14 protein-coding genes are annotated in these 15520 nt (G+C 62.8%); 11 read left to right on the top strand and 3 right to left on the bottom strand.

Annotated elements, in window-relative coordinates; genetic code table 11:
• Positions 1-126 precede the first annotated feature (126 nt).
• Positions 127-1389, bottom strand: coding sequence for a sensor histidine kinase (locus tag U0L91_RS09770; RefSeq protein WP_330046507.1), 1263 nt, complete (start codon positions 1387-1389; stop codon positions 127-129).
• Positions 1386-2063 (bottom strand): response regulator transcription factor, encoded by a 678-nt coding sequence (locus tag U0L91_RS09765; protein WP_330046505.1) that lies wholly within the window; start codon positions 2061-2063, stop codon positions 1386-1388. The genes U0L91_RS09770 and U0L91_RS09765 overlap by 4 nt, the downstream gene beginning before the upstream one ends.
• 224 nt (positions 2064-2287) lie before the next feature.
• Here U0L91_RS09765 and U0L91_RS09760 point away from each other — a divergent pair, with 224 nt between their 5' ends.
• The 8 genes from U0L91_RS09760 to U0L91_RS09725 all read left to right on the top strand — a co-directional run bounded on the left by U0L91_RS09760 (position 2288) and on the right by U0L91_RS09725 (position 10870).
• Positions 2288-3004, top strand: a complete 717-nt coding sequence (locus tag U0L91_RS09760) for a polyphosphate polymerase domain-containing protein (RefSeq protein ID WP_330046503.1) — start codon at positions 2288-2290, stop codon at positions 3002-3004.
• Positions 2997-3692 carry a DUF4956 domain-containing protein gene (locus U0L91_RS09755; protein WP_330046501.1) on the top strand — a complete coding sequence of 232 codons (696 nt, stop codon included), beginning with the start codon at positions 2997-2999 and terminating at the stop codon, positions 3690-3692. The genes U0L91_RS09760 and U0L91_RS09755 overlap by 8 nt, the downstream gene beginning before the upstream one ends.
• A 17-nt stretch (positions 3693-3709) precedes the next feature.
• Complete coding sequence (locus U0L91_RS09750; protein WP_330046499.1) at positions 3710-5356, top strand: carbohydrate-binding domain-containing protein; 1647 nt, start codon at positions 3710-3712, stop codon at positions 5354-5356.
• A 95-nt stretch (positions 5357-5451) separates the two neighbouring features.
• On the top strand, positions 5452-7452 hold the full coding sequence (locus U0L91_RS09745) for a hypothetical protein (RefSeq protein ID WP_330046497.1): 2001 nt from the start codon (positions 5452-5454) through the stop codon (positions 7450-7452).
• Between the two features lie 207 nt (positions 7453-7659).
• The gene (locus tag U0L91_RS09740; protein WP_330046495.1) at positions 7660-8193 is read left to right on the top strand and encodes an HdeD family acid-resistance protein; all 534 of its coding nucleotides are present in this window, start codon (positions 7660-7662) and stop codon (positions 8191-8193) included.
• A gap of 166 nt (positions 8194-8359) precedes the next feature.
• Entirely contained in the window at positions 8360-9298 is a 939-nt protein-coding gene (locus tag U0L91_RS09735) for an alpha/beta hydrolase (RefSeq protein ID WP_330046493.1), read from the top strand.
• A 94-nt stretch (positions 9299-9392) separates the two neighbouring features.
• Positions 9393-10115 carry a putative ABC transporter permease gene (locus U0L91_RS09730; protein ID WP_330046491.1) on the top strand — a complete coding sequence of 241 codons (723 nt, stop codon included), beginning with the start codon at positions 9393-9395 and terminating at the stop codon, positions 10113-10115.
• A gap of 152 nt (positions 10116-10267) precedes the next feature.
• A complete protein-coding gene (locus U0L91_RS09725) occupies positions 10268-10870 on the top strand; it encodes an HdeD family acid-resistance protein (RefSeq protein WP_330046490.1) in 603 nt (200 codons plus the stop codon).
• 54 nt (positions 10871-10924) lie between these two features.
• On the opposite strand, the gene U0L91_RS09720 is transcribed toward U0L91_RS09725, so the two are convergent.
• Complete coding sequence (locus U0L91_RS09720) at positions 10925-11638, bottom strand: Crp/Fnr family transcriptional regulator (protein WP_330046489.1); 714 nt, start codon at positions 11636-11638, stop codon at positions 10925-10927.
• Between the two features lie 1204 nt (positions 11639-12842).
• On the opposite strand from U0L91_RS09720, the gene U0L91_RS09715 reads away from it, so the two are divergent.
• From U0L91_RS09715 to U0L91_RS09705, 3 genes are all read left to right on the top strand, one after another.
• On the top strand, positions 12843-13700 hold the full coding sequence (locus U0L91_RS09715) for an NAD(P)/FAD-dependent oxidoreductase (protein WP_330046488.1): 858 nt from the start codon (positions 12843-12845) through the stop codon (positions 13698-13700).
• On the top strand, positions 13697-14572 hold the full coding sequence (locus U0L91_RS09710) for a YitT family protein (RefSeq protein ID WP_330046486.1): 876 nt from the start codon (positions 13697-13699) through the stop codon (positions 14570-14572). The genes U0L91_RS09715 and U0L91_RS09710 overlap by 4 nt, the downstream gene beginning before the upstream one ends.
• A 9-nt stretch (positions 14573-14581) precedes the next feature.
• Positions 14582-15520: trigger factor (locus U0L91_RS09705; protein WP_330046484.1), on the top strand; the 939-nt coding region annotated here is incomplete at its 3' end.

Genomic DNA, 15520 nt, shown 5'->3' with positions numbered 1-15520 from the left:
GTTTGAATCCCCCGGCCGCACGAAAAGGGTCGCTGTATTTCCGTACAGCGACCCTTTTTTGATCTATGACATTTGCTTCTGCCTCTTCAGGACAATAGTACAAGTATAGGGGAAAATTCAGTAAATTCACGACGGCAGATGGACCACAATGGTCAGCGTCATGCCATCGGGGCTTTCCGCCCGGATTTTTCCCTTGTGGGCCAGCACGATGCTTCGGGCGATGGACAGTCCCAGGCCGTAGCCGCCCGTCTCGCTGTTGCGGGACTGGTCGGTGCGGTAGAAGCGGTCGAACAGGTGGGACAGCTTGTCCTGTTCCATGGGCTGGGCGACGGGGTTTGACACGGTGAGAAGGATCGTGCGGCCCTGTTTTTCCAGCTCCAGTTTCAGCGGGGCGCTGTCTGCGGAATATTTCAGGGCGTTGTCCAACAGGATGGAGAGCAGCTGACGGATGGCCTTTTCGTCTCCGGTGAAGGAGAGCATGGGCTGAATCTGGAGAAGGAGCTCTTTGCCCTGACTTTTGGCCAGTGCCTGGAAGGACTGGGCCATCTCCTCCGCCACGTCGGAGAGGGGAAATTCAATGGGCTGGAGTTTGGGCTGTTCCTCCTCCATGCGGGACAGATAGATCAGATCGTTGGTCAGCCGGGTCAGCCGCTGGGCCTGGCGGCGGATGTCGGCAATCCACTGGTTTTCGCCGCACTCCATCTCGGCCAGGTCGGCGTCGGCGCCGATGATGGTCATGGGGGTCTTCAGCTCGTGCCCGGCATCGGTGATGAATTGCTTCTGTTTTTCGTAACTCTCCGCCACCGGCCGAACAATGTGCTTGGAGAGGATCAGCAGCAGCACCAGGACGGCCAGCAGCCCCAGCAGTGCCAGCAGCACGCTGGTCAGCAGGGTGGAGAGGAAGGTGGAAAGGCTGCGCCCGCAGTCCAGAAAGACGATCAGGGTACCCTGCGCCTCCTCGCAGACAAGATAGCGGTAATATTCCAAAAAGCCCGAACGGCGGCCGGACGCCCAAACCTTTTGTGCATACTCCACCGCCGCCGCCTCGTCCACGGCCACGACCTGCCCGGTATCCACCTGCAGGGACTGGCCGTCGGCGTCCAGCAGCACCGAAAAGAAGCGGGATTCATAGGGGGTTTCCGGCGAAATTCCCCCCGGGTCAAAGGGATTTTTCCGGGCGGGGGGCTCACCGTCCGGCCGGGTCCCCTCGGCGCCGCGGTTTTTCGGGAAGTTCCCTCCGTTGGCGTCCAGCAGCGCCAGGATGGCATCCGCATCGGTGACCATCTTGTGATAACTCATCAGATTCACGCCGCCCAGGATCACCGCCAGGACCAGGGCCAGCGAAACCATGCAGGCCAGGATGAGCTTGCGGCGAAGCCGGCGGATCATGGCTGTTCCTCCAGGGAATACCCGGCATTCCGGGTGGCCTTGATCTGGATATTGGCCTTGAGGGCGGTCAGCTTTTTCCGCAGGTAGGAGATGTAGACCCACACCACATTTGCCTCCGCCTCGCTGTTATAGCCCCAGATCCGTTCCAGGAACCGTTCGGTGGAAATAAGCTGCCGGGGGTTGCGCAGCAGCAGTTCCATCATCTGGTATTCTTTGTTGGCCAGCCGGAAGCTGCCGTGGGGGGAGGAAAGCTCAAAGGTGGTCTGGTCCAGCGTCACATTCCCCAGGCTGAGGCGGCTGGTCACATGGCCGCCGGTGGCGCTTCGGGTCATGGCGCGGATGCGGGCCATCAGCTCGGCGGTGGAAAAAGGCTTGGTCAGGTAGTCGTTGGCCCCCATATCCAGGCCGGTCACCTTGTCCTCCACCTCGGATTTGGCGGTAAGCAGCAGTACCGGGATGGTGTTGCCCTTTTCCCGCAGCCGCCGCAGCACCTCCAGACCGTCCAGTTTCGGCATCATGATGTCGAGGATCACACCATCATAGTTGCCCCCGTCCAGAAAATCCAGCGCCGCCTCGCCGTCATACACGGCGTCCACCGAGTAGTTGTTCCGTTCCAGCAGCGCGCAGACCGCCCGGGACAGGGAATGCTCGTCCTCTGCCAGCAAAATACGCATTTCATCGCCTGCTTTCCTTTATAATCCTGTAAGGACAGTATACCGCCGCGGCCTTAACTGTACCTAAAATCATACCACAGGTTCCCCGCACTGTCAGCTGTTACCGGAGGGCATCACCGATATTTTGAATTTCTTTCGCAAAATACACACCCGGGCTTTAAAGTCCAGTTATGGTTCGTTTTTTACACTGGCTTTACAATACCTTCAACAAGGAGGACCTGCCCGTGAAAAATCAGATGATCTTTCAGCGATATGAATTCAAATATCGGATGAATTTCCGTCAGCTGCAGGCTGTACTGGCCGCCATGACGCCCTATATGGTTCCCGACGAGTACAGTCACAGTTCCATCCGCAACCTGTACCTGGACACCCCGGATTTCCGGTTGATCCGCCGCAGTCTGGAAGGGCCTGTCTATAAGGAAAAACTCCGGGTGCGCAGCTACGGCCGTGCGGGAAAGGACGCGCCGGTCTTCGTGGAACTGAAAAAGAAGTACCGCTCGGTGGTCTACAAGCGGCGGATCGCCCTGCCCCAGCGGCAGGCCCTTGGCTGCGTGGCGGGAACGGACCCCTGGCCCGAAAGCCAGATCGGCGCCGAGCTGGCCTATGCCGCAGACTTTTACAAAACGCTGCGCCCGGCCGTCTTTCTCAGCTATGAGCGGGATTCCTTCCGCGGGGTGGCAGATGAGGAGTTCCGGGTGACCTTTGACCGGAAAATCCGCTACCGCCGGGACCAGCTGACGCTGGATTCCGACACGGCGGGCATCTCCATCCTTCCGCCGGACCAGGTGCTGATGGAAGTCAAGGTGGCCGGCGGACTGCCCCTCTGGATGGCCCGTGTTCTGTCGGAGCAGAACATTTTCAAAACGTCCTTTTCCAAATACGGCACAGCCTATGGGGATATCCTGCGCAAGAGCCGGAGAGGAGAAATTACCTATGCTTGATACCCTGTTTCGCGGATTGTTTGACACAACGCTCACCGATACCATTGCACCCGGGGACTTTCTTCTCTGTGTGGGGGTATCCCTGCTGGTGGGGCTGCTGCTCTGCGGCATGACCATGTGGCGTTCCCGGTTCAGCCGGAGCCTTGTGGTCACCCTGGCGGTTCTTCCCGCCGTAGTCTGTGTGGTCATCATGATGGTCAATGGAAATGTGGGCACCGGTGTGGCGGTGGCCGGCGCCTTCAATCTGGTGCGCTTCCGTTCCGCCCCCGGCTCCGCCCGGGAGATCGCGGCCCTGTTTGTAGCCATGGGCGCAGGGCTCATCACCGGCATGGGGTATCTGGGATACGGCATCCTGTTCACCCTGATCCTGGGGGCGGCCATGATGGTCTATACGGCCCTCAGCCTGCGGGCCGGGCGCATCGACGCCACAGAGCGCACCCTGCATATCACCATCCCGGAAGATCTGGATTACACCGGCGTCTTTGAGCCGGTACTGGACAGATACACCCGCCGGTATTCTCTCACCCAGGTCAGGACCACCAATATGGGCAGTCTGTTCCGGCTGACCTATGAGCTGACCCTGAAAGATCCCGCACGGGAAAAACAATTCCTGGATCAGCTCCGGATCCGCAACGGAAATCTGGAAATTTCGCTGGGCCACCAGGACAACACGGTGGCCACACTGTAAAAGGAGACAATCTTTCTATGAAAAGAATCCCATATACAACCACCGCCGTCGGACTGTCTGCGCTGGTTGTCCTCAGCGGCTGCGGCGCGCAGCCGGCATCGTCCGGCACGGTGGAGGCGATATCTTCCGCCACAGAGGAAACAGCCGTCACGACGGCTTCCGCCGCCGGTACCGACAGCCTGTTCAGTGACCGCGACCTGCAGGAAACCTACGACGAGAGTTCCGCCATCCCCATCCAGCTGAACGGAGACAGCGCCGCCTGCGACGCCGACGGGGTCACCATAGAGGGCAGCCGGGTCACCATCCGGCAGGAAGGTGTCTATCTTCTTTCCGGCACCCTCACCGATGGCCAGATCGTGGTGGATGCAGGAGAAAGTGACAAGGTACAGCTGGTGCTGGACGGCGCCGATATCACCAGCAGTACCTCGGCGGCCCTCTATGCCCTGGAGGCAGACAAGGTCTTTGTGACGCTGGCCCCGGGGACGGAAAACACCCTGACCAACGGCGGCGAATACGTGGCAGTGGATGACAACAACATCGACGCCGTACTCTTCGCCAAGACGGACCTGACCCTCAACGGTACCGGCAGCCTGACCGTCAACGCCCCGGCCGGGCACGGGGTGGTGTCCAAGGATGATCTGGTCATCACCGGCGGCAACTATACCATCACTGCCGCCAGTCACGGCCTGTCCGGCAAGGACAGCGTTGCCATCGCCGACGGCAGCTTCACCATCACCGCGGGCAAAGACGGCATCCATGCGGAGAATACGGACGACCTCTCCCTGGGAAGCCTTTCCATCGTGGACGGCAGCTTTACCATCACCGCCCAGGGGGATGCCATCAGTGCCCAGGGCGCCCTGCAGATCGACAGCGGCACCTTTGCGCTGTACACTGGCGCAGGCAGCGCCAGCGTGGATATGACTACTACCCAGACCAGCCAGCCGGGTGCCCGGGGACAAACGGAAGCCACTTCCACCGCCACCGACGAGGAGACGGCCAGCCAGAAGGGCATCAAGGGGGAAAGCGGTTTCACCATCACCGGAGGAACCTTCACCATCGACAGCGCGGATGATTGCCTCCATGCCGGTGGGGCCATGACCCTTGCCGCCGGAACCTTTACCCTGAACAGCGGGGATGATGCCATCCACTGTGACGATGCCCTTACGATCCAGAGCGGTACCTTCACCATTCCCTACTGCTACGAAGGCATTGAAGGAGCGTCCATCACCGTGGAGGACGGCACCTTCGACATCACCGCCAACGATGACGGTATCAATGCGGCGGGCGGGGCAGACAGTTCCGGTTTCGGCGGGTTTGGTAAAGGCCCCCAGGATACCTTTGCGTCGGACTCCGACAGTTTCATCACCATCAACGGCGGCAGCCTGACGGTGGTATCCTCCGGGGACTGTGTGGATTCCAACGGTGCCCTGACCATCAACGGCGGCACGCTGGAACTCACCTGCAACGGCAGTGGTGACACAGCTCTGGACTGTGACGGCACCTACACCAACAACGGCGGCAATGTCAGTACCAACGACGGCTCGGAAAGCAATCCCGGCCAGATGGGCGGAGGCAAAAACGGCGGTCAGTCCGGCGGCGGACGAAAAGGCGGCGCAGCGGGCAGTGCATCTCCCGATGGGCAGACCGGCGCCACAAGTTCCTGAATGGGTTCTGCTTTTAAGGTCTGGTTAAGGTTCGGGGGATAGGATCATACTGTTATGAAAAACAGTCTTATGAACAGAAAGGAATCGTCCGATCCATGAAAAAGCAGATCACAGCCGCGGTGATGGCGGCGGCACTTCTGGTTTCGGTGACCGCCTGCGGCAAAACCGAAAGCGAGGCAACCAGTCTTTCCAGCCTGGCGGGGCAGACCTTCACCGGCACGGTGAGCGCCGTGAGCGCCAAGGAACTCTCGCTGGATACCGAGGCGTCGGGCACGGTGGATATCCCCCTCTCGGAGGACACAGTATTCCAGCGCGACCAGCCCGGGATGGGCGGCGGGGTACCCGGCGGAGCCGCCGATGGAGAAACACCGCCCGAGAAACCCGATGGGGAAGCCACCGACAGTGAAACACCCCCGGAAAAGCCCGAGGGAGACTCCACCGACAGCGGAACACCGCCCGAGAAGCCCGACGGAGAAGCCACCGACGGCGAAACACCCCCGGCTGCGTCCGGGGAAGGCACCACCGATGGGGAAACGCCCCCCGAGAAACCCGACGGAGAATCTTCCGACGGGCAGACGCCTCCCGAAATGCCGGACGGCGCTGCCTCTGATGGCCAGACTCCGCCGGAGGCTCCCGGCGGCGCCACCCCCGAAAACGGGCAGCCGGAAACCCTGACCTATGAGGACGTCACCGTGGGAGATACGGTGACTGTGGAAGTGGGGGAAGACGGCGTAGCCGCAACGGTCACCCTGCCCGGCGGCGGGCCGGGCGGCGGTATGGGCGGACAGTCTGCCGCGCCGGAAAGCTATGCGGCGGCCAACACCTATGCGGAGGACACCCAGGTGTCGGGCGGTGAGCTGACCTCCACCGGCACCGACGAGAACGCCGTGCTGGTGGCCACCGAGGGCATCACCGCAGACCTCCAGGATGTGACCATCACCCGCCAGTCCGACGAAAGCACCGGCGGGGACAGCTCCAGCTTTTACGGCGTGGGGGCTGCCGCCCTGGTGACGGACGGCACGCTGAAGATCTCGGACAGCACCATCACCACCGACGCCGCCGGCGGCGCGGGCGTCTTTGCCTACGGCGACGGCACGGCCTACGTGTCGGATACCACCATCACCACCGCCCGGGACACTTCGGGCGGCATCCATGTGGCGGGGGGCGGCACGCTCTACGCCTGGGACCTGAACGTCGAGACCAACGGGGAATCGGCGGCGGCCATCCGGTCGGACCGGGGCAGCGGCACCATGGTGGTGGACGGCGGCAGCTACACCTCCAACGGCGAGGGTTCCCCCGCCGTCTACAGCACGGCGGACATCACCGTCCACAACGCCGACCTGACGGCCAACGGCTCGGAGGCCATCTGCATCGAGGGTCTCAACACCATCCGGCTGTTTGACTGCAACCTCTCGGGCAGCATGCACGACCTCGACCAGAACGACTGCACCTGGAACGTGATCCTCTACCAGAGCATGTCGGGCGACTCGGAGCAGGGCAACAGCACCTTCGAGATGGTGGGCGGCAGCTTGACCGCCCAGAACGGCGGCATGTTCTACACTACCAACACCGAGTCCACCTTCATCCTCTCCGGCGTGGACATTACGGGGGCCGCCGACAGCGAATTCCTGCTCAAATGCACCGGCAACGCCAACGGCCGCGGCTGGGGCACGTCGGGGGCCAACGGCGCCGACTGCCATTTCACCGGCATCGGCCAGACGCTGGAGGGGGACGTGATCTGGGACTCCATCAGCAACCTGGATCTCTATCTCACCCAGGGCAGCACCCTCACCGGCGCCGTCCGCCAGGACGAGAGCTGCGCCGGGGAGGGCGGCGAAGGTTACGCCAGCCTGTATATTGACTCGGACAGCCGCTGGGTGGTCACCGGCAACAGCACGGTGACCAGCCTGCAGTGCGCGGGCACCATCGTGGACGGGGAGGGCAACACCGTCTCCATCGTGGGCACCGACGGCACTGTGTATCTGAGCGGCGACAGCAGCTATACCGTCACGGTGTCCTCCTATACCGCCGAGGCTGATGTGTCCGGGGCTTCCGCCGCCGACAGCTGGAGCAGCTACGAGGTGGCCCGGTCCTGATCCCATCTGCCGCCAAAAACCAAAGGGAGGAGCCCCTGAAAAGGGGCTCCTCCCTTTCTGCTGTCTTTTCAAAGCCCGTTGTGCAGCCAACGGATTTTTGAGGACAAAGCGCCTATACTTACCGTACCGAACAAAAAACACACCCCACCGGAAAGCCGGCGGGAAAAATCGGTAAGGCCGCCACCGGCGGCAGAAAAGGAGCGTATCATGGTCATGTATTTCTGGAAGCGCAGCGCCTCGGTCTGGATCGCGCTGCTGTGTATTCTGATGGGCGGGCTGCTCATGGCATTTCCCGCCGCCACCAGCACCCTGTTTGTATGGGCGCTGGCAGGAGGCGCCGCAAGCTACGGCTTGAGCCATCTTTTGCGGTACGGGCAGGACCGCAAAAGGGGCGCCGGATCCCCGGCGGACCTCTTCCTGACGGTGCTGCCCCTGGCCTTCACCGTCTTTGCGCTGATCTGGCCCCAGGCGCTGCTGTCCGTCCTGCCGCTGGTGCTGGGCTCGCAGCTCCTGCTGGACGGCCTGGGCAAACTGCCCCTGGCCGTGACGGCAGCGCGGGCGGAAGCCCCCGATGCCGTCGCCCTGCTGCTCTCCAGCCTGATCCCGCTGGTGCTGGGGGCCGTCATCGTCCTCAACCCCTTCCAGACCGTACAGCTGGTGGTGATCGTCTTCGGCCTGGGCCTCATCGCCGACGGCCTCGCGGATTTCGCCGCCCTCTTCACCGCCCGCCGCGCCCAATAGCCCAATAACAGAATAGACCAGAACCGCCGCCCCCACGGGGCGGCGGTTCTTTTTTTGTACTTTTCAGGACCCGTTGGCTGCACAACCGTTTTGCGGGGGCATTCCGCGTATACTGTGATCACTGGACCGGGAAAGACCCGGACCCCACAAAGAAAGGCAGAATACTATGAACAACATGAATTATAAAAACGACGCAGAAACGCGGAATACTAACGTCAACGAGGCCATCCTGGCCGCCTTGCACGCCGCACACAAGATGGCCTCGCCCACCTCCACCGCGCCGGAAGACCTGAAGCGGCAGCGGCTGGGGCAGGAGGCCCTGGGACGGCTGCTGACGCCGCCCATCGGATTCAGCTGGGAGCCCTTCCTGGTGAAGGGAATCCCCGCAGCCTGGGTCCGGCCGGAAGGCGCCCACGACCGCAGCAAAATGATCCTGTACTGCCATGGCGGCGGCTACACCAGCGGTACCCTGGGGTACGCGCGAATGCTGGCAGTCCGGATGGCAAAGGCTACCGGGTATGAAGTGCTGGCGTTCCAGTATCGGCTGGCGCCGGAGTTCCCCTACCCGGAAGCGCTGGAGGACGCACGCCTGATCTGGGAGTATCTGATGCTTCAGGGTTGGGGTGCCAGAGAGATCATCCTGGCCGGCGATTCCGCTGGTGGGAATCTGGCGCTGGAACTGGCCCTGGATCTGCGGGATACCCAGCGGATGCTGCCCTGGCGGATGGTGCTGTTTTCGCCCTGGACCGATCTGACGGCCTCGGGGGAGAGCTACACCGAATGCCGGGAACGGGACCCTCTGCTGACCCGGGAATACATCGAAGCGGTGCGGGGCGCCTACGCCCCCGGGGCGGACTGGAGCCTGCCGGAATATTCACCCCTTTTCGCCGACCTGCGGGGGCTGCCGCCCACGCTGATCCAGGTGGGCGGACGGGAGATCCTCCGGGACGATTCCACCCGGCTGCACCAAAAGCTGCAGGAGGCCGGGGTCCCGGCCATGCTGCAGAGCTGGCCCGAGATGTGGCATGTTTTCCAGATGTACCCGCTGAAAACGGCGGAGGATGCCATGGAAGAGATGGCGCAGTTCCTGGAAACGCTGCGCTGAAACAGCAACCCGCAGAACAAACAAGACGCCCGCTGCCCTAGACAAGACCGGGGTTGGAATGGTTCTTACAAATCAAAAGGACAGGGAGTAAACGATGACAACAGTATGGGTGGCCGTGGCCGTAGCGGCCGTATTGGCGGCAAGCCTGCGCGCAGGGGGACGGGGCGTCCCGGCGGGGATGGGATGGTACGAATGGTTCTTTCTCTTCCTCAGCAGCGCCTTTTTGGGGGACTGCTTCGAGACGGTCTTCGTCTATCTGAACACCGGCGTCTGGATGAGCCGCAGCAGTCTTTTGTACGGGCCCCTCAGCGTAGTGTGGGGAGCGGGAGCGGTGCTCATGACCCTGGTGCTCACCCCGCTGGCCCGCAAGGGCATCGCCGCCCTCTTTGCCGCGGGGGCCGTGCTGGGCGGCGGCTTTGAATATCTGACCAGCTGGGTGCTGGAAAAGCTCACCGGGCGGCTGTTCTGGGACTACTCCGCCATGCCCTTCAACCTGGAAGGCCGCACCAACCTGCTGTTTGCCCTCTTCTGGGGAGCGGCCGGGGTGTTCTGGATCCGGTTCGCCGCCCCGCGGCTGCTGGGCTGGCTGCACCGCATTCCCCGGCAGTCCGGCCGGTCGGCGGCCACGGTGGCCGCCCTGCTGCTGGCCGCCGACATGACGGTATCGGCCGCCGCGCTGGTCCGCATGGAGGAGCGCAGCCGGGGCATGGTGGCCTCCAACACGGTGGAGCAGGCGCTGGACGTGCTGTACACCGACGCCCGGCTGGAACAGCGGTACCGGAATATGCAGCTGCCGGGGGAGACCCTGGCCCTGTGAGGCACCCTTTCCCGGGAAAACCGGAAGTCGGTTGTCTGGCCCACCGTATTTCCGCCCCGGAAAGACTATACTGTATACACGCTGAAGGAAAAAAGAACCAAGCCCCTCAGCGATACGATAAAAAAACGCGGCGTTTCGCCGCAGGAGGAATTATGAAAAAAACCATGATTTTGTCGGTGGAGCAGGCGGCACAGGCCGCCCGCAAGCGGATTCTCAACGGCGGCGTGGCGGTGGGCGTACTGCTCACCGGACTGGGCGTGGCGGCGGTATTCGCGCCGCTGCTGCTGGGCTGGTCGCTGGCCGTGATCCTGATGGCAGGGTTTGTCCTCTACGGGGCGGCCCAGCTGCTGGCCTACCTGGAAACTGACCGCCAGCGCCGCAGCCTTTGGACCCTTCTCACCGGTCTGGCCCTGGCGGCCTTTGCCGGGTTCTCCCTCTGGGCCGCCTTCGCCACACCCTACGGCAGCGCGGCACTGATCGCTGGCCTGGGCACGGCGGTGGCCCTCTTCACGGTGGTGCAGGGCATCAGCCAGATCATCACCTTCGACGAGATGCGCCGCAACGGCGTCCCCGGTGCGGGCTGGGTCCTGGCCGCCGGCCTCCTCAACGCGGTGGCGGGCAACCTCATCGCCATGCAGCCCGTCATCGGCTGGGTGAGCATCAGCACCGTCTGGGGCATCTACCTGATGGTGTCCGGTGTGGCCCTGGCCGCCGAATCCCTCTCGGACCACAGAGGCCGCAGCGCCGACGCCTGAACGATAGAAAAGAGCCTTCCGCCGAAGCGGAAGGCTCTTTTTGTGGAAAATCATTCATTCGTCGTTGGGGTCCGGCTCGTCCTCGGTGATGGGCATTTCCACCCGCAGCTCAAACCGGCTGCGGTCAAATTGCAGCAGCCCTTCATCCCGCATCTTGCACAGCTCATAGGAGAGGGCGCTGCGGTCCGCAAAGAGAAAATCCGCCATCTCCTGCCGGTTCAGCGGGATGGAGAAGGTCCGCTTGTCGCCGCCCTTGTGATACTGGGCGGACAGATAATCCTGCACCTTGTCCCGCATGGTACGGCGGACGCTGTCCTCCAGCTTGCGGGTCAGGTACTGGCCTTTCTGGGCCACGGCCAGCGTCAGGTTTTGCAAAAAGCGGATCTGGGTGGGCGCAGTGAGCACATTCCTGCGCAGCAGCTGGTCCACGCTCAGGTAGAGGATCTCGGTGGGCTCCTCGGTGGAGATGGAGGCGTGCAGCCGGTAGCGGCCCACCGCGTTCAGCTCCCCCACCGCATCCCCGGGATTCAGCACATAGAGCAGGTTGTTGTTGCCGTTGCTGTCCACGTGCTCCAGGTGCAGACTGCCCGAAAGGATGATGCCGATCTCGGGGAAGAGGTCCCCGTCCTGGGCCACCGACGTCCTTTTGGGGTACCGCGCCCGGTGGGGCGCCATGGCGGCCACCGTCTGCCGGATCTCCTCGTCGGTCATATTGCGGAACAGCATGCCCTTCCGCAGCAGTTCCAGGTCCAGTTCCTTTTCGGTCACAGGCTGTCCCTCCCTTTATGGTATGGTTCCAGTATAGTGGCAAAACCCGGATTCTGCAATAGGGGCGTGCCCGTCCCTGCAGGGGCTCCCATCACAACCCCTCCACAAACTTCCCAATCACCCCGTTCACTTCCTCCGGTGCGTCGGTGTTGGCATTGTGTCCGGCTCCGGGAATCCACACCAGCGGGATGCCGGTGCTTTGGTGCCAGGCCTTGTTATACCGGATACAGGGACCAGCTAGGTTCCACTCTCCGCAAACCGGCAACCCGCACCCAGGCAGCAGACATACCGTTCCTGGTTGCCGTCGCCGGTCATCATGTCGTGCGTCAGGGGTTATCCGTCTGACCATCCTCTGACCACTCCTTCTTCCCAGCTGGTCCCGTGTGCCGTTTGTACGTCCCAACATTCTTTTATAACCATCAAAAACAGCGCCGGAAGTTGTGCACACTACACAATTTCCGGCGCTGGTTCATTGTATTTTCCTGCCCGTCACAGTTCTCCGACCAGACTACTACGACCAACTGAACTATAGCCGACTGTTTTTTGTACAGCCAAGCTCCGCAAAGCAAAAAACAAACGAATTGTCGTCTTTTATCCCGGGAGTGTGAAGCCAATGGAACGAATCCTTCCGCGCGTCAGGTCAATATCAGGAAGTTCTTTTTGGAAGGACTCTGACAATCTACCGAGGCCTGTTCCTCCCCACTATGACTGCTGACAATTCCATGCGCTGAGGGCCACGCCGGGGCCAGCCCCAACTTTTTCAAGGGACTGGAAATGGTGGCAGTCCGCCACAGCCTGCCCTGAACGGGAAGAAGGAATCCCCTATGTAATTACAGCGCTAAATGGCAAGCGATTTGTCAAGGGGGCTTTTTTCTTTCCGTGATAAAATATGCCCACACCCATCGGATAACCATAGCAATCTGGCAACTCTTCCCAATCGGCTCGCACGTCCAAAATGTCGGCCAATGCCTGGTGGGTAGGGCACTTATGAGGAAAGGTGGGAGACTTGACAAAATATGCGCCTTACAGATCCGGCGCCGAAGGGCAAATCGGAGGGCCAAATGAAAAAGTGCAAACGCCGGCGGCCCCTGAGCCTCGCCCCGGCAAAATAAGCCGGATTTCGGACGAGATAGACAATCCCCCTTGAGCGGCGGCGGTGGGCCCTGTATACTGCGTAATAAAAGATGGACAGGAGGCGCCGTTCATGTGGGATTTGCTGATCGTGGGCACCGGCCCGGCCGGGGTATCTGCCGCGTTGACCGCCAGGGCCAGGGGGCTTTCGTTCCTCTGGTTTGGCAGCCGGCGGCTCAGTGACAAGGTCGAAAAGGCAGAGCGTATCCTGAATTACCCCGGCCTGCCCCGGGTGACCGGCCGGGAGCTGCGGGACGCTTTTCTGCGGCAGGTGGATGATCTTGGCATCCCAATCCAGCAAGCACGGGTGGCGGCGGTCTACGAGATGGGCGGGCACTATGCTGTCTGCGCCGGGCCGGATTTCTATGAAGGGCGCTGCCTGATCCTGGCCACCGGCGTGGCGGCACGCGGGCAGATCCCCGGCGAAAACCGGCTGCTGGGCAAGGGGGTCAGCTGCTGCGCCACCTGCGACGGCGAGCTGTACCGCGGGCGGAACATCGCGGTGGTGTGCGAAAGCCAGAGCCTGGAGGAGGACGTCCGCTTTTTGCAAAGCGTGGCGGGCCATGTGGAACTGTTCTGCACCTACGCGGGCGGCCTGGCCGATACACCGGGCTGCCACAAAGGCCGGCCCCAGACCATCGAGGGGGACGACCGGGTGACCGGGGTGCGCTGGGCGGATGCGACCCTCCCGGTGGAGGGTGTGTTCTGCCTGCGGGAAACGGTGGCCCCGCAGGCGCTCCTATCCGGCCTTGCCATGGAAAACGGCCATATCCAGGTGGACCGGGCCCAGCGCACCAACCTGCCCGGCTGCTTTGCCGCCGGGGACTGCACCGGCCGCCCCTACCAGTACGCCAAGGCGGCGGGCGAGGGCAATGTGGCGGTGCACAGCGCGCTGGCTTTCCTGGCACAACCGCAGGAGGAACCGCGATGAAACCCGGCTGGCTGGGCTACCTGGGGCGGCTGGCGGGCGTGCTGGCCGGCAATGCGCTGCTGGCCTACGGGGTGGCGGCGGTCTACCTGCCTGCCGGGCTGGCAGTGGGCGGCGCCACTGGCGTAGGGCTGATCCTCCACACGTTGTTTGGGCTGGACACTGCTGTGTCCGTCTTTGTGCTGAACCTGGGCCTGCTGGTGGCCGGATGGGCCTGCATCGGGCGGGAGTTTGCCATCAACACAGCGGCCGGGTCGCTGGCCTATCCAGTGTTTCTGGGGCTGTGCCAGCGTTTGCCCGCCTTTTCACTGCTCGAAACCGACCGCTTCGCGGCCCTTGTGTGCGGGGCCTGCTTTGTGGGGGCCGGCGTGGGGGTTACACTTCGGGCCGGCGCTTCCACCGGCGGCAGCGACTCGCTGGCCATGATCCTGCACCGGACAATCCGACTGCCGGTAGCGGGGGTCAAAATGGCCGCCGACTACGGCGTGATGGCCATGGCGTTCTGGATGGCTGGCGGGCGCAACCTCTGGTTCAGCGTGATGGCCCTGGCCATCGAAACTTTTGTGATGAACCGGACCATGGTGGCAGGCGCCGCCCAGCTTCAGCTGCTGGTGATCTCCGACCACTACGAGGAGATCCGGCAAGCCCTGCTTTGCGAGGCGCAGGCCGGCGTGACAATGCTCCACGCAGACACCGGCCTGCGGCGGACGGCGGGCAGTGTGGTGTTCTGCGTCATCCCTAACAAGAAACTTTACGGCGTTAAAGCAGCTATCCACCGCATCGACCCCGGCGCATTTTTGACCATCGCCACCGTCCGGGAAGTGCAGGGTCAGGGGTTCACCGCCGCGCGCATCCCATTGCCGGTGGGAAAATAGGAGGAACATATGCAATCCAAACTTGTTGCTGCCAAGGACTACCATGAGGTGGCTTTGGACATCCCGGCGTTTGTGCCCGACCAGGCCGCTTTGCAAAAAGAACTGGACCGGCTCCGCAACCCGTATGTGACCTGGAAACCGGGCGGCGCGGTGGCTGCCGGCGATATGGTCCGCTGCTCGCTGCGCTCCGCGCTGCCGCGCTTTCAAAAAGACAGCATCCGCTTTGTGGCGGGCAGCGGGATGTACAATCCAACGCTGGAAGCCCTGGCCATCGGCGTGCAGGCCGGCGAGTCCCGCACGGCGACCCTGCCGGAGGGGAAGGTCACCCTGACCGTGCAGGCCGTGCAAAAGCGGGTTGTGCCTGCGCTGACCGACGAGATGGCCGCCGCGTGCAAGCTGCCGGGGGTGTGCACGGTGGCCGGGTACCGGCGCTATCTGCTGGCGCAGCAGCGGGACAAAGCCGCCGCACAGGCCGCCTGGACGCTGGCCGCCCGAATCAAACGGACGGTACTGGACGGGTCCGCGTTTGTGCTCTGCAAAGCGGACTGGAAGCAGGCGGTGGAGCGGGAGCTGGACCGTTGCCGGGCCATCGCCCGGCAGAGCGGCATGGTGCTGGAACAGATGACCCCTGAACAGTTCGCCGGAAATATCCCGGTCAAAAGCTACGCCGAGCTGGTGGCCATGACCCAGGACACCTGCTTTGACAGCCTGCGCTGCTGCCTGCTGGGGCGGCATTACGCCCAAAACGACGGCTTTGCCGTGACCGAGGCGGGCTACGCAGCGTTCCTGCAGGATTACGCCGCCACATGGCATACCACCGCGGGGGAGGCCCGGGCCGCCATGCCAAAAGAAACCTATACGTTCAACCAGTACGCCGCCCATGCCGAGGAAGTCTGGCGCGCCCACGCGGACCGGCTGTACCGGGACAAAAACCCGCTGCCCGACGCG

It is taken from the genome of Gemmiger sp. (assembly GCF_036306485.1).
Taxonomy (GTDB): domain Bacteria; phylum Bacillota; class Clostridia; order Oscillospirales; family Ruminococcaceae; genus Gemmiger.
This window is presented reverse-complemented; position numbering and strand designations above follow the sequence as displayed.